At 62.8% G+C, this 14330-nt stretch carries 13 protein-coding genes and 3 tRNA genes; 8 read left to right on the top strand and 8 right to left on the bottom strand.

What is annotated here, in order from left to right; all coding sequences use genetic code 11:
• Window positions 1–9: 9 nt before the first annotated feature.
• The 3 genes from PSUB009319_RS02990 to PSUB009319_RS02980 form a co-directional block, all read right to left on the bottom strand.
• Window positions 10–822 carry a TatD family hydrolase gene (locus PSUB009319_RS02990; protein WP_124380778.1) on the bottom strand — a complete coding sequence of 271 codons (813 nt, stop codon included), beginning with the start codon at window positions 820–822 and terminating at the stop codon, window positions 10–12.
• Between the two features lie 83 nt (window positions 823–905).
• On the bottom strand, window positions 906–1634 hold the full coding sequence (gene lolD, locus PSUB009319_RS02985) for a lipoprotein-releasing ABC transporter ATP-binding protein LolD (RefSeq protein WP_124380777.1): 729 nt from the start codon (window positions 1632–1634) through the stop codon (window positions 906–908).
• Window positions 1627–2877 (bottom strand): lipoprotein-releasing ABC transporter permease subunit, encoded by a 1251-nt coding sequence (locus PSUB009319_RS02980; protein ID WP_124380776.1) that lies wholly within the window; start codon window positions 2875–2877, stop codon window positions 1627–1629. The genes lolD and PSUB009319_RS02980 overlap by 8 nt, the downstream gene beginning before the upstream one ends.
• A 72-nt stretch (window positions 2878–2949) precedes the next feature.
• Between PSUB009319_RS02980 and PSUB009319_RS02975 the strand changes: the two genes are divergently transcribed.
• The 5 genes from PSUB009319_RS02975 to PSUB009319_RS02955 all read left to right on the top strand — a co-directional run bounded on the left by PSUB009319_RS02975 (window position 2950) and on the right by PSUB009319_RS02955 (window position 6591).
• Window positions 2950–4029 (top strand): hypothetical protein, encoded by a 1080-nt coding sequence (locus PSUB009319_RS02975; RefSeq protein WP_124380775.1) that lies wholly within the window; start codon window positions 2950–2952, stop codon window positions 4027–4029.
• A 2-nt stretch (window positions 4030–4031) separates the two neighbouring features.
• Complete coding sequence (recJ, locus tag PSUB009319_RS02970) at window positions 4032–5726, top strand: single-stranded-DNA-specific exonuclease RecJ (RefSeq protein WP_124380774.1); 1695 nt, start codon at window positions 4032–4034, stop codon at window positions 5724–5726.
• A 178-nt stretch (window positions 5727–5904) separates the two neighbouring features.
• Window positions 5905–6234: a ferredoxin FdxA gene (gene fdxA / locus PSUB009319_RS02965; RefSeq protein WP_004626101.1), complete on the top strand. Its 330-nt coding sequence runs from the start codon at window positions 5905–5907 to the stop codon at window positions 6232–6234.
• A gap of 110 nt (window positions 6235–6344) precedes the next feature.
• Window positions 6345–6420: transfer RNA gene (locus tag PSUB009319_RS02960), tRNA-Asn, on the top strand.
• Window positions 6421–6500: 80 nt separating this feature from the next.
• Window positions 6501–6591, top strand: a tRNA-Leu gene (locus PSUB009319_RS02955).
• A gap of 36 nt (window positions 6592–6627) precedes the next feature.
• On the opposite strand, the gene PSUB009319_RS02950 is transcribed toward PSUB009319_RS02955, so the two are convergent.
• Window positions 6628–7362 carry a thioredoxin family protein gene (locus PSUB009319_RS02950; RefSeq protein WP_124380773.1) on the bottom strand — a complete coding sequence of 245 codons (735 nt, stop codon included), beginning with the start codon at window positions 7360–7362 and terminating at the stop codon, window positions 6628–6630.
• Between the two features lie 150 nt (window positions 7363–7512).
• The gene (locus PSUB009319_RS02945; RefSeq protein ID WP_124380772.1) at window positions 7513–8616 is read right to left on the bottom strand and encodes a YeiH family protein; all 1104 of its coding nucleotides are present in this window, start codon (window positions 8614–8616) and stop codon (window positions 7513–7515) included.
• A gap of 92 nt (window positions 8617–8708) precedes the next feature.
• On the opposite strand from PSUB009319_RS02945, the gene PSUB009319_RS02940 reads away from it, so the two are divergent.
• From PSUB009319_RS02940 to PSUB009319_RS02930, 3 genes are all read left to right on the top strand, one after another.
• Window positions 8709–9635: a LysR family transcriptional regulator gene (locus tag PSUB009319_RS02940; protein WP_124380771.1), complete on the top strand. Its 927-nt coding sequence runs from the start codon at window positions 8709–8711 to the stop codon at window positions 9633–9635.
• 39 nt (window positions 9636–9674) lie between these two features.
• Window positions 9675–9750, top strand: a tRNA-Lys gene (locus PSUB009319_RS02935).
• Window positions 9751–9953: 203 nt separating this feature from the next.
• Window positions 9954–10811, top strand: a complete 858-nt coding sequence (locus PSUB009319_RS02930; RefSeq protein WP_124380770.1) for a hypothetical protein — start codon at window positions 9954–9956, stop codon at window positions 10809–10811.
• Window positions 10812–11819: 1008 nt separating this feature from the next.
• Here the strand turns inward: PSUB009319_RS02930 and PSUB009319_RS02920 are convergent.
• From PSUB009319_RS02920 to PSUB009319_RS02910, 3 genes are all read right to left on the bottom strand, one after another.
• On the bottom strand, window positions 11820–12191 hold the full coding sequence (locus PSUB009319_RS02920; protein ID WP_124380768.1) for a single-stranded DNA-binding protein: 372 nt from the start codon (window positions 12189–12191) through the stop codon (window positions 11820–11822).
• 128 nt (window positions 12192–12319) lie between these two features.
• On the bottom strand, window positions 12320–13504 hold the full coding sequence (locus PSUB009319_RS02915) for an AAA family ATPase (RefSeq protein ID WP_124380767.1): 1185 nt from the start codon (window positions 13502–13504) through the stop codon (window positions 12320–12322).
• On the bottom strand, window positions 13501–14325 hold the full coding sequence (locus PSUB009319_RS02910) for a toprim domain-containing protein (RefSeq protein WP_124380766.1): 825 nt from the start codon (window positions 14323–14325) through the stop codon (window positions 13501–13503). The genes PSUB009319_RS02915 and PSUB009319_RS02910 overlap by 4 nt, the downstream gene beginning before the upstream one ends.
• Window positions 14326–14330 lie beyond the last annotated feature (5 nt).

Here is a 14330-nt window from a genome sequence, read left to right as displayed (position 1 = left end):
GCGCCAGCCTCAGGCTTGCAACAGGGCTGCCAAGCGAGGAATGGCCTCGATGCTATTGCGGCGCGCCTGGTCGGCCAGCGCCTCGATGGTGATGCCGCGCAGTCGCGCCATCGCACCGGCAACGCGCGCCACTTCTGCCGGCACATTGCGCACACCGGCCTGCTCGCCAAACTGGTCGGCGGCCAGCCATGCGGGCGCGAGGTCGGGCGCGTCGGTTTCCAGCACGATCGACTCGATCGGCATCTCGGCGGCCAGCCGGCGCACGCGATTGGCGCGCGAGAAGGTGAAAACGCCACCAAACCCCAGCTTGAAGCCGGCATCAACAAAGCGATGCGCCTGCTCCGGGCTGCCATTGAACGCATGCGCAATGCCACGGACCCCCGCCTTGGCGGCAGCACTACGCACCTGGTCCTGCGACTTGCGCACGTGCATCAGGACGGGCAAATCGAATTCCCGCGCGATACGCAGTTGCGCGCGAAAAACGGCGTTCTGCCGCTCAACATCGTGGTTGGGAATGAAGAAATCGAGCCCGATCTCACCAACGGCCACAAAGCGCGGGTCATCCATTGATGCCGCCACCTGGCGCCGCAATTCAACCAGATCATCGTCACTGGCTTGTGCGGCATAGATCGGATGAATGCCCAGCGCATAACTGCAGCCAGCATGCTGAGAAGCCAGTGCGCGCACCGTGTCGAAATTCCAGCGCGCCACGGCAGGCACGACAATGTGGTCGACACCCGCCGCATGCGCCTGGGCTACGACAGCGTCACGGTCGGTATCAAAGTCGCTGGCGTCGAGATGGCAATGGGTGTCGATCCACATGGTCGGCTCTGCGTTGGCAAAACGGCAACGTACCGGAAAGAGCGGCGTTCTGGAATCCGCCTTTTCCGATCATGCCGCCCCGATCAGCGTTCCTGTTGCAGATGGCCGTCTCGCAGGCGGAAGATGCGATCGCACCGGCCGGCCAGTTCGATATCGTGCGTAACGATGACAAAGCTGGTGCCCAGCGTGCGCGTGAGTTCAAGCATCAGGCCGAACACTTCACCGGCGGTATGGTCATCAAGATTGCCGGTCGGTTCGTCGGCCAGCACGCAAGCCGGGGACCCAACCAATGCGCGCGCAATTGCCACGCGCTGACGCTCGCCGCCGGACAGCTCGCCCGGGCGGTGCGCCGTGCGCGGGCCCAGACCCACACGCTCGAGCATCGCCTGCGCGGTGTGGCGCGCCTGCGCCTCTTCCACGCCACGAATGCGCAACGGCATCGCCACGTTGTCCAGTGCGGTGAACTCGGGCAGCAAGTGATGGAACTGGTAGACGAAGCCCAGCGCCTGATTGCGCAGCGTGTTGCGCTCGCGCTCTTTCATGGCGGTGAAAGGCTTGCCGAGCAGAGACACGCGACCCGATGTAGGCGCATCCAGCCCGCCCAGCACATGCAGCAGCGTGCTCTTGCCCGAGCCCGAAGCACCCACGATCGCGACTTTCTCGCCCACGCCGATACGGATATCCACGCCCTTGAGCACATCGACGTTCAAGCCGCCCTGGCGGAACGACTTGGACAGCCCCTCTGCCTGCACCACCACACCCTGGGGCGCTGCGCCCGGCGTTTCCATGGAAGTCATGACGGCCTCACTCATAGCGCAGGGCCTCCGCCGGATTCACGCGCGAGGCATGCCAGCTCGGATACAGCGTCGCCACCGACGCGAGGATGAAGGAAATGATGCCGATGGTCGCAATGTCGTTCACGCGGGGGTCCGAGGGCAGTTCACTGATGAAGTAGATGTCACGTGGCAGGAATTGCACGTGGAAGAGACGCTCGATGAAAGGCACGATCACGTCGATGTTGTAAGCGATGAGCGTGCCGAAACCCACGCCCAGCAGCGTACCAATAAAGCCGATCGCCACGCCCTGCACGATGAAGATCTTCATGATCGAGGCCGGCTGCGCGCCCATGGTGCGCAGAATGGCGATGTCGGCCTGCTTGTCCGTCACCGTCATCACCAGCGTGGACACCAGGTTGAACGCCGCTACGGCAATGATGAGCGTGAGGATGATGAACATCATCTTCTTCTCGGTCTTCACGGCGGCGAACCAGTTGCGGTTCTGGCGCGACCAGTCCCGGATGTACAGCTCGCCCGTCAGCGTGCGTGACAGTGCCTCCGCCACCTGCGGCGCGCGGTCCATGTCGACCAGTTTGAGGCGTACGCCGGTTGGGCCGTCCAGGCGGAACAGGCGCTCGGCGTCTTCCACATTGACCAGCGCCAGCGAGCTGTCGAACTCGTAGTGGCCCGATTCAAACACGCCCGTCACCGTGAACTGTTTAAGGCGCGGCAACACGCCGGCCGGGGTGATGGTGCCCTGCGGCGCCACCAGCGTAACCTTGTCGCCTTGATGCACGCCCAGGCCGTTGGCCAGTTGGCTGCCCAGGGCAATGCCAAATTCACCGGGTTTCAGATCGTCAATCGTGCCCGACTTGAAGTCTTTGGCGATATCTGACACCTTCGGTTCGTCAGCCGGCGACACACCGCGCAGCAGCACACCGCGCACCGCCTCGTCACGCGTGATCATGGCCTGCGCGCCCACGTACGGCGCGGCACCGATGACTTCCTTGTTCTGCATCGCCTCATTGGCGGTACGCTGCCAATCGGGCAAGCTGTTCGGCGCCATCACCTCGATATGCGCCAACACCGACAGCATGCGGTCGCGCACCTCCTTCTGGAAGCCGTTCATGACCGAGAGCACGATGATCAGCGCCGCCACCCCCAGCGCAATGCCGAGCATGGAAATGAGCGAGATGAAAGAGATGAAGCTGTTGCGACTGGCGCGCTTGCTCGCGCGCGTATACCGCCAGCCGATCTGCCATTCGTATGGAAATTTCAAAGGGGCATCCCCGTGTGGTGTGATTTTCCCGACGCACTCGCCGGGCAGCCGGAAGTTTACAATCTCGGAGCCATGATTCCCGAACTCACCCTGATTGTCCCGTTTTGCGCGCCCGCGGCCGAGGTCGCAGACGATGCCTTCCGTCAATTGACCTTGCCAGGCCTGGAAAGGTTGCTTGCCCGCGCACGCGAGGCAGAACACGAGCGCCACGACGATGCCTACCTGCCCACCCTGCCGCACGAGCGCTGGCTGGCGGCGCATGCCGGGTTGCCGATTTCGCCCCTGCCGTCCGCCCCGTACATGCGCCTGGCGGACGGCGGCAGCGCCGACACGCGCACCTGGGCCTGCCTGCAGCCGGTACACATTCACGCCGCCCGGGACCATCTGGTAATGCTCGACCCGGCCCAACTCCGCCTGGAAGCCGCCGATGCCGACGCCCTGCGCGCCGCCATCGCCCCATTGGTGGCGGAGATGGGCATCACGCTCGACGCAACGCACGCCGCCCGCTGGTACGTCGCCGATGCGCCGTTCGGTGATCTGATTGCGGCTGCCCCGCAGCGCGCCACCGGCCACAACATCGACATCTGGATGCACAAGGGCGAGCAGGAACGCGCCTGGCGCAAGTTCCAGAACGAGATTCAGATGACGTGGTACGACCACCCCGTCAACCAGGCGCGTGAGGCGCGTGGCCTGCTGCCGGTCAACTCGGTCTGGCTGTTCGGCCAAGGCGCGCTGGTCGATGCTCGCCCGATTGCCGAACGCATGATCGGCACTGATGCCTTCTTTGCCGGCCTCTGCCATGCCGGCAACGCTACCGAACTGTGCGCCCAAACGCTGGCCGCCGTGCCGTCCGACGGCACCAGTGCCGCCGCGCTGCTCGACGCCGCCGGCAAGCCCTACCTTTGCGCCGACTGGTACGACTGGATCGAAACCCTGCGCGCTTACGACCGTGACTGGTTCACCCCCGCCGCCGACGCGCTGGCCGACGGCCGCATCGACGCTGTCTCGCTCATTCTCACCGGCGATTCGCATTACGCCCACTACCACGTCACGCGCCGCGAACTGGCCAACGGTCCGTTCGGCTGGCTACGGCGTTTCCGCCGTGCCCGCACCCTGCGCGATGCGCTGTTCCCGCTTTCCATGGCCGCCTGAGAATGACCCGCATCGCCGTCCGCCCCCATTCCTCCGAGGCCGCCACCACGCTGGCCGGCCACGGCATCCACCCAGTCCTGGCGCGCATTCTGGCCGCGCGCGGTGTAGCCCGGCCAGACGAACTGTCGACCGAGCTGACCGACCTGCTGCCGCCCGCGCACCTCAAGGGCATTGACGACGCAGCGCGCTATCTGGCCGACGCCATCGCCGCCGGCAAACGCCTGCTGATCATTGCCGACTACGACTGCGACGGCGCCACCGCCTGCGCCGTGGGCGTGCGCGGCTTGCGCATGCTCGGTGCGCAGGTGAGTTACATCGTCCCGAACCGGTTTGAGTATGGCTACGGCCTGTCGCCCGAAATCGTGGCGCTGGCCGCGCGCGAGAAACCAGACGTGCTCGTCACCGTCGACAACGGTATTGCCGATGTGGCGGGCGTGGCGGCGGCCAACGCGCTGGGCATCGATGTTGTCGTGACGGACCATCACATGCCGGGCGCGCAATTGCCCGAAGCGCGTGTGATCGTCAACCCGAACCAGCCGGGCTGCAGCTTTCCGAGCAAGAACCTGGCGGGCGTGGGCGTGATGTTTTACGTGCTGCTGGCGCTGCGGGCAGAACTCCGCAATCGCGGCGCGTTCACGCCGCGGGATCAGCCTCGCCTCGATGCGCTGCTCGATCTGGTAGCGCTGGGCACGGTGGCTGACGTGGTCAAACTCGACGCCAACAACCGCTTGCTGGTTGCACAGGGGCTCAAGCGCATGCGTGCGGGGCGGATGTGTCCTGGCATTGCCGCCCTTTTCCGCGTGGCCGGGCGTGAAGCGCGGCGCGCATCGACGTTCGACCTCGGCTTCGGCCTTGGCCCGCGCCTGAATGCCGCCGGGCGCCTGGCCGACATGTCGCTCGGCATCGAATGTCTGCTCACCGATGACTACGACCGCGCCATGGCCATCGCCGCTGAACTCGACGGCATGAACCGCGAACGCCGCGAGATCGAGGCCGGCATGCAGCAGGAAGCGCTTACCATCCTCGACGGCATGAACGCCTTGGATGGTGCGAGTCGCCACACCATCGCCGTCTACAACGAAACGTGGCACCAGGGCGTGATCGGCATTGTTGCCTCGCGCATCAAAGACAAGTTCCATCGCCCCGTCTTCACCTTCGCGCCGGGAGACGACGGCGTCATCAAGGGCTCGGGCCGCTCGATTCCCGGTTTCCACCTGCGCGATGCGCTGGACGCGGTGCACAAGCGCAGCCCTGGGCTGATCGTCAAATTCGGCGGCCACGCGATGGCGGCAGGGCTCACGCTGCGAGAAGACGGCTTCAACGATTTCGTGACCACCTTCGAGGCCGTCGGTCGCGAATGGCTGACCGAGGCTCTGCTCTCGCGCGTACTGGAAACCGATGGCGAAGCCGATGCGGAATGCTTCACGCCGCAGTTTGTCGAGCTGCTCGAAACCCATGTCTGGGGTCAGGGCTTTCCGGCACCCAGCTTCTGCGGCGAGTTCGATGTGCTTTCGCAAGCCGTGCTGAAAGAAAAGCATCTGAAGCTCAAGCTCGGCCGCGGCAAGCAGCATTTCGACGCGATCTGGTTCAACCACGCGGAGCCGCTGGGCGCGCGGGCGTTCGTCGCTTACCGGCTCGACAACAACACCTTCAACGGCATCACGCGCGTGCAGATGGTGATCGAACATGCGCAATAGCAAGGTGATCAAACCTTGCGCAAGCGCATAAACACATGCCAAAACTGTCTGACGGCGTGCGGATGACGCTGCCGTCGGGCACAGCCGGTGCGCTACAATACGCGCTTGCCGGCATGGAAGCACGCCCGTGCTCATGACCGCGCGCCCCACGAATTCCTAGCATCAACTTCCAAGCGAAATGACTCACGTCGTTACCGAAAGCTGTGTCCGCTGCAAGTACACCGACTGCGTGGACGTCTGCCCCGTCGACTGCTTCCGTGAAGGCCCGAACTTCCTGACTATTGATCCGGACGAGTGCATCGACTGCGCTGTCTGCGTGGCCGAGTGCCCGGTCAACGCCATCTATGCCGAAGAAGACGTGCCCGCCGACCAGCAGAAGTGGATTGCCATCAATGTCGAGCTTGCACAAGCCGGCTGGCCGTCCATCACCAAAACCAAGCAACCCCTGCCCGACGCCGACGACTGGAAGGACGTGAAGGACAAAGAGCAATACCTCGACCGCGGCTGAACGCGGTCGAACGAATATGCCCGACACACTTTTTGTGGTGCATCGCAAAAAAGGTATTGACGAGCAGATCGGAAACTAGCTAGAATTCATTTCTTCGCTGTTGCAGCGATTCCCCGATAGCTCAGTCGGTAGAGCGCCGGACTGTTAATCCGTAGGTCCCTGGTTCGAGCCCAGGTCGGGGAGCCAAAATAAAAAACGCCTCGCTTCGTGCGGGGCGTTTTCATTTGCGGCGTCGGTCTCGTGTATTGTCTTGCACCGGCGCCCAAGCCCGAGTGGTGAAATTGGTAGACACCGCGGACTTAAAATCCGCTGCGCCCTAATCGGCGCGTGCCGGTTCGATCCCGGCCTCGGGCACCAATCCCCTCTTCGTCCTCCCCGTTCTGCTTGAGCGTTTTACGACGCGCAGCACGCATGCGTTTTGGGCGCGTCTTCGTATTCGTCGTGACGGCGTACCCATGACATGGGGCCAGTCTCATTGCGGCCCAGCGGCGCACGATCGAGCAGCAGCAGCGTGCCAACCATGTCTTCCAAACCGCGCGCATACGTTGAATACGTGTGGAAGACGTTGCCCGCCTCGTCCTTGTAGAAAGCGCTCATACCGGGGAGTTCGTCATGGGCGTCTTCGCGCGGCGTGGCCGTGTAGTTGTAGTCGACCGAGCCGCTTGCGAGTTCGTCGGACGAGAAGCTCACGCGATAGTCGTGATTGAACGTTGTGCCGAACGACGATACCCAGGGAAATTGCCAGCCCATGCGTTTCTTGTAGGCGGCGATCTTGTCCATCGGCGCGCGGGACACTGCAACCCAGGTCACGTCATGGTGGTTCAGATGCACGAGCATTCCGCCGACATGGTCGGACAGGAACGAGCACGCGGGGCAGCCCGCCTCCCACTCGGGGCCGAGCATGAAGTGATAGACCATCAACTGGCTACGGCCATCGAATAGCTCAGCCAGCGTCTTCTTGCCTTCGTGCGAATCGAATACGTATTCCGCATCGACCTTGACCCAAGGCAGCGCCTGACGCTGGGCGTTGATGACGTCGCGCAGGTGAATGGCCTCCTTCTCGCGTGCAAGCAGCTCACGACGTTTGATGAGCCACGCGTCTCTTGAAACGACGGGATGCGGTTGCATGATCGACCCCTTTGCCTAAGACACAGGAGCTTCATACTAGGCGGCCTCCCACAAATGAAAAGCCGCAGCGCGCAAGTCGTCAACCGGATGCGACTTGCACGCCAGAGAAGAGAATCAACCGTCTCTACTCGCGATGTTTCAGGTGCCGGATCAGCCCACCAGCCAGCGCACGCTCACGTTGATGAGTGCACCACCGCCCACAAGCCCGCCCCACAGCACTGCGGCGCACAGTAGCGGACGCAAGCCCGACTTCAGCAACATCGGCACATGCGTTTGGGTGCCAATGGCGAACATTGCACAGGCCAGCATGGCGGTGTCGACGGCGTCGATGGGGGCGTGCCACGCAGCGGGAATCGCCCCGGCGGAGTTCAACAGCGTCACGATCAGCAGCCCCACAGCAAACCAGGGCATCGCTTTCCAGGCATGGCCAGCGGCTTTGCGCAGGGCATCCTTGCGAGTTGTAGCGGCGGCAGCCAGGCCCTCGGCCGGCGTCGTGCAGGCCAGCACCACGAGCAGCGGAGCCAATGCCAGCACACGCACCATCTTGCTGACGACGGCCGCGTTGGTGGCGTCGTCACCCAATGGGCGCGCGGCCGCAATCACCTGCGCCACTTCATGCATCGTCGAACCGATGTAGACGCCGAAATGCTCGGGCGTGACGGCCATGCCGGCATGCGTAATAAGCGCATAGAGCCACGGATACAGGAAGATGCCGACCGTGCCGAACAGCACCACGCTGGCAATCGCCACGGCCGTTTCGCGCGGCGACGCCTTGACCGCTGGCGCAACCGCCAGCACGGCCGCTGCCCCGCACACGGCGCTGCCCGCAGCCACCAACACGGCTTGAGAACGTGCGAGCCCAAACCAGCGAGTACCGATCCACGTGCCAGCCAGCATCGTCGCAGCCAGTACCACCAGCGGAATCATCACGCCCGAGGTACCCAGATCGTGGATCTGCGCCAGCGTCAGCCGCGCACCGTAGAGGACCACGCCCGCCCGCAGCAGTGTGTGACGCGCAAACTGGATCGCGCCGGGGGTCAGCCAACGCTGGTGCCCTGGCACATGCCCCACCGCCATGCCCAACAAGATGGCGAGCGTCAGCGCGCTCAAACCGAGATGCCCGGCCCACCGCATTGCGCCGAGCATCACAGCCACGCCCGCGCAGCCGAACAGCACCACCACGCTGGCAAACGTCCGTCCGTCGAGCCCCGACACCACGCCTTGGGGCACCGTCTGTTTTTGTGAAACCATCATCACATTCGCCTTGCTTATTCGCTATGCGCATAACGATATGCACATCGTGATAACATGTAAAACAGGTAATTTTTGTAATTTCAACCACTTTTATGGATAACAAAGCGCCCCGTGTAACGCTGCGGCAATGGGCTGTCTTCGCGGCTATCGCCCAGAGCGAAACGACCACTGCCGCCGGCGAAGCCCTGGGCCTGTCGCAATCCGCTGTCAGCGCGGCACTGGCGGAGCTGGAATCCACACTCGGACATCCGTTGTTTGACCGCCATGCGCGGCGTCTGCATCTGAATGCGCTGGGCCGGCAACTGCTACCGCAAGCGCAAGCGCTGCTCGATCACGCCGATGCGCTTGAGCATGCAACCGCCCAGCCCAGCGTGCGGTTGAAGCTCGCGGCCAGCAGCACGATTGGCAACTACGTGCTGCCTGCCCTGCTGGCGGGTTTCCGACAGGAGATCGCACCCGATAGCCAGCTCGACGTGCTGATCGGCAATACACAGGACGTGGTCGACGCGGTGCAGCGCTTCGAGGTGGACATCGGCCTCATCGAAGGCACCTGCCGCGGCGAGGCGCTGGAGATTGAAACGTGGATCGACGATGAGATGGTGGTCGTGGCCGCGCCGGGGCATCCGCTCGCGCAACGGACGGGGCCTGTCTCGCACGCCGCGCTGCGTGAAGCGGGCTGGCTGATGCGCGAGCCCGGCTCCGGCACGCGTGAACTCATCGACAGCCGTATTGCTTCGGTGGTGGGGCCGCTGCATGTGGCGCTCGAACTCGGCCACTCCGAGGCCATCCAGCGCACAGTGGCAGCGGGCTATGGCATCAGTTGCCTATCGCGCCACGTCGTGGCCGATGCGTTGCGCGACGGCCGGCTGGTCGAGGTTGACAGCGGCCTGCCGCGCATCGCCCGGCCGCTGCTGATCGTGCGCCATCGCGACAAACATCCGACGCACGGACTGACCCAATTCATTGATGTGCTGCGCGATTACGCGAGCATTTCCGAAAAAAATCTCGCAGAGGACTAGCGCGATCTGAGAAAGGTTGATATAGTCTCACTTCTTCGCGGGGCGTTAGCTCAGTTGGTAGAGCAGCGGACTCTTAATCCGTAGGTCGAGTGTTCGAGTCACTCACGCCCCACCAGTATCTGAAAGGGTTTGCAGGCTAGTTCCTGCAAACCCTTTTTCAATTTCTGGCCGCCATGTAGCCGCCATGTAGGCGCTCAACGGGTTGTCTCACCCCACAGTGGCGGGGTGTAAGCTCGATTGTCGTTTACAAAGCGACAGCTCTTATAAACTCGCAGCATCGATACGCTTTAGGTGGGCGCGATGCCAGTCGAGAAACCGTTGACCCTGGAAACGGGGCAAGAGCAGGAAGGCAAACCGGTATTCACCAGCGAAGATGGCACGCCCGCTACCTGGCTTGAGGTGCCGCCGGAGCGCACCCGTCGCAAGGCGCTGGCTTGGCGCGCGGGTATCGGTCTTATGCTTGCCATCATTCTATGGGGGCTCCAGCTCAATGACGGCGTGCTCGACATCGCCCACGGTTGGGTCGGCGCCGTGCCCTTCGCCATTGGGCTGGCTTGGGGTTTGCTGGCTTACCGGAATGGTGTCGACGCCGTCCGCCGATACACGACTGTGCGGGTCAACTACACGGTGCGAGAGCGTTTCTATCGGGCGCTTCCGTGGTGGGTCACGAGCATCGCCATAACCGGTCTGGTATGGTGGGTCCAACTCGAGCATGCGCAATTCACCGAGTACTGGTGGTACGCATGGCCTATGCTTCCATTTTTCCTTGTTGGGATAGGGTTGTTCAGGCTCCGGGCCAGTGACGAGCTGTCTCCCTCCGCGAAAAAAGCCAAAACGTACTTCAACATGCTCGCCGAACAGACGCGGGAGCAATCCGGGCGCTCATCGCTTGATGATTTCCTGGAAAAGCCGGCTGTAAGGTACGCGCTCGCTGCATTACTGCTCTATGGCGCCTATTACTTTGCCGTGGAGTTCCAAGCTCGGAACTCGGGATGGATAGCGCTTGGAGCCTTCGTAGGCGCGGGCGCTCTTGCGCACGAGCTTTCCAAATGGCTTTTCGGGCTAGCACTCATAGGCGTTATCATTTGGGCGTTCATAGCCGGCATTTCTGCTCTGCCCGTGAGCGCGGCCCTCATCATCGGCGCGCTTATCATCGCCAGCGCCATGCAGAAATAACGATAAGCAGATGCGACCGGCGAAGTTGGCTAACCAGAACAAGCAGCTAGGCTCAATGCTGGGGGAGAACCAATGGATTATGACTCTGCTGAAGAGGCGCACGCGCTTCGTCAATTTGTTCGAAACATTGCCCGCCTAAATGCCCACGGTGACCGGCTCCAAGACGGCCAAGAAGTTGTGTGGGATGAGCGCTATAGCCTGGCGCAGTTGTGGGAGGTAATCTCTAGTGCTCGACTGCTGGCAGGTGCCTGCCCAAGTAACACAAGCGCCTTTTTCACGCCCATGCGCAGGCCGGCACCGCACCACAATGTTGTACGAACCTACCCTGACGACGCGTTTGATGAGGACTAAGCTCTTCATTCTCTTCTGATTTGCAGAAGGGCATGGGGTCCCCGCGCGATGCATGCGGGAAAGTCGCCAACAAACCGTAACAGGCAGCCGTCTCGCCCAGCCCTGCTTTCATCCTGTTAGCAGGTTCATCGCTGGGGGCGATAGCACCACGACATGGCTGTTTCTGTGCTGCTTTCCGTATTCGCAGGCAAGTTATCCCTAGTTGTTTCCAGTTGCTCTCAGCAGCGCCGCCCGCTTTGAATTTTTTTGATTGTTTTCAATTCAAGCTGAGTCCGCTTCACTATCTTTCACTACTTTAGCAATCGCCATGTCCGCCCTCGTGCGCGGGCGCGTACTGGTCTCGAATTGGCGGCTGCCTATCAACTTACTTGGACTTATTTTCTGTTTGCGGCGCCCAATAGTCCGGGCGCTTCCTGGCTTCTCCTAGCAGCAGGCGTTCCAGTGTCCTACCGCCACACTCGTGAGGCTGCCGCTTCGCTGCGAGCATTGCCGCCAACTCGGGGCAAACCCACGCAGACAGACGCTTGAAGCCAGCCTTGCGCATTTTGGCCTTGTACTGCGCCAGCCTTTCGGCATTCTTCGATGGCATCGGCAACTCTTTGTTTGAAGGGCAGAAATCCCGACTAACTCATCCGCCTGCACCTATTTGCGCCTACTTTAGAAAGCCTCATCCTCGAACCCGTCGCCGCCAGCCGGCGGGGCCTGATGTTGGACGGCCTGCCGCTTGCGCTTCACGTGATAGGCAGTCAAAACGGCATGGGCCACCATGTCCAGCGCTGGCCGCGTCTCGCCGTTCTTGTCCGTCCAAACCTTCGGGGTCAGCACCCCAGATAGCGCCACGGAATCGCCGTCCTCCAGCGCTAGCAGTGCATCCCCAACGGTGCGGCTGAACGTGATGACGTTCACGAACAACGTTTCACCGTCGCCGCCAGCAGCCCGCACCTTGGCCGTGACGAATGCCTTGCCGCTCTTTCCAGTGCGTTCCTCAGCGGTGCCGTACAGCTTGCCGCCAATCAGACCATCAATCATTTTTCACCTCGCTCATGCCCACGGCAGCACGCCGCGAACGAATACGCACACACGCAACAGCACTACCCAGGCACCTTCTGACACGGCCTGTAGGAGTGCTTTCAACTTGTCCAACGGGGTTGGACGATTCACGCGCATTCGTTGCTCTCCTGATTGACTGGCGCGGTCAAGGTGGCCAAGGTGTCCATGGTTTCAACGTTGGACAGGTTGGCCATGTTGGCCACCTTGGGCAGGCTCCAATACCACTTCCCACCCTCGCCTTTGCGGCTTTTCACACCCAGCGCGTCGGCAGCGCGGCGCACGGTTCGCCACGCAATGCCGGCTTCCTTCGCCTCGGCCTCGATAGCCTTCATCGGCACCACGTCATCGCCCAGCACCTCCTTAATGAACTCGATTGCAGCATCCTTCGCACTCACTTCGCCGTCGTCCTGCTCCTCCGGGTCGGTCAACAGTTCGCGGGCGGTCCCAGCCACCGAGGCACCCCAGGCGACATAGGACGCCAGAATATCCGGCAGCGGTTCGGACTGTTCAAGGCGATATTCGAACCCGCCTTCGTCCGGGCCGATGTTGGATTTGCTGCGGGCCAGGATGCGGCGGTCTTCGCCGTCCTCGCTTTTCACTTTGGCGGCCACCAGCACCACGCGAGCCACGGCAGTAAAGGCAACGGAGCCAACCACACGTTGCGTCGGGTCAGAACCTTGCCCACCTTTGCTGAAGTGCGTAATGCCCACCACGGCGGCACCCATGCTGGCGCCCAGGTCGACCAGTGGTTGCAGCGCACGGCGCGTCTCGGTGTTCTTGTGAGAGTCGCCGGTAACGGCGCTCACCACCGGGTCAACGATGAGGAGGCGGACATTGCCGATGCGCTCGGCCTCGGCTTGCAGCGTTGCCATGTCGCGCGCCGGGTCGAAGCTCTCAACCTCGCCATTCACGCGGGAGCCAGCGACAAAATACACGCACCCTCGGTCACCACCGGCAGCCAGCAAGCGCGGCAGCAGCGTATCGGCGGGGTCGTCCTCGCCAGACCACACCAGCACGTTACCCGGCTCACAGCGCGAGCCATCCGGCCAGCGTCCGCCGCTCGTCACCGTCGCGGCAAAGGCCAGGGCAATTGTCGTCTTGCCTTGCCCCGGGGCACCGGCCAGGATGTGCAGCTTGCCCAATGCCAGCCAGTCACGCCACAGCCAACGCACCGGTTGCGGTTCCAGGTCCGCGCCATTTACAAGGATGACACCATCGCGCACCGGCTCGGGCTTACGGATGCGCTCAGCATTGGCGAGCACGCCGCGTATGATTTCAGCGGGGGCGTTCATGCGGCCCCCTTGATTGCGTCGTTCAGGTCGTTTTGGGCTTGGCGCGTGATGAACACCTCAACGTCAGCAGCGACCCACCTAGCGGCGCACGCTTGGGCGGCCGCATGTCCGGCCGCGTCGTTGTCCGCGCCGATGGCCAGCGCCTCGATACCGGACAGCACAGGAAAGCCCGCCATGTTCCCGGCGTCGATACAGGCCCACACCGGCGCATAGGCCCATGCCAGACTGAGTGCCGTTTCGATGCCCTCCGCGATGCCCAGGCCGACCGTCACGGCTTCATCAGGCCACAGACGAATCACACCCCCTTGCTTGCGATGCCCACCCAACAACAGGCGCGGCGGGTCAACGTCAGCCTTGCGGCCATCGGCTTGAACCCAGGTACGGTGTAGGCTCAGCGGCTCGCGCGTCACAGCATCCGTGATGAGGCCCACCAGTGCGGGGCCAGTGTCGCCGGTCGGGTGCTTCAACGCCGGATGAAAGCGCAAATCACCGTCAGCGGGCGGAATGACGCAGCGGCGGCCTTCAAGATAGGCCACGGCAACGCCCGACAGCGGCTTACAGGCGCGCCACAGCTCGCGGCCATAGTCGGACAGCACCGCATGCCGTTGCATCGTTGTGGCCTTGATGCGTGGCTTGGCGGCTTGCTGACGTGCGCCACGGTCCGGGTGGTAGCTCGCGGTGAAAGCGCAGCGGAAACAATGCGCCACACCTTTACCGCCCGCCTCGATGGTCAAGCCCAAGGTCTTGTCGCGTTCACCACGTCCGCAGGCGGGGCAGGTAACGCGATGGTCGCCAGTCGCGTAATCAGTCCAAACAACCATGTCGG

Origin of the sequence: Ralstonia sp. SET104 (genome assembly GCF_003851545.1) — a bacterium.
GTDB lineage: Bacteria > Pseudomonadota > Gammaproteobacteria > Burkholderiales > Burkholderiaceae > Ralstonia.
Note: the sequence above shows the minus strand (reverse complement) of the source record. Positions and strands in the feature narration are given on the sequence as shown.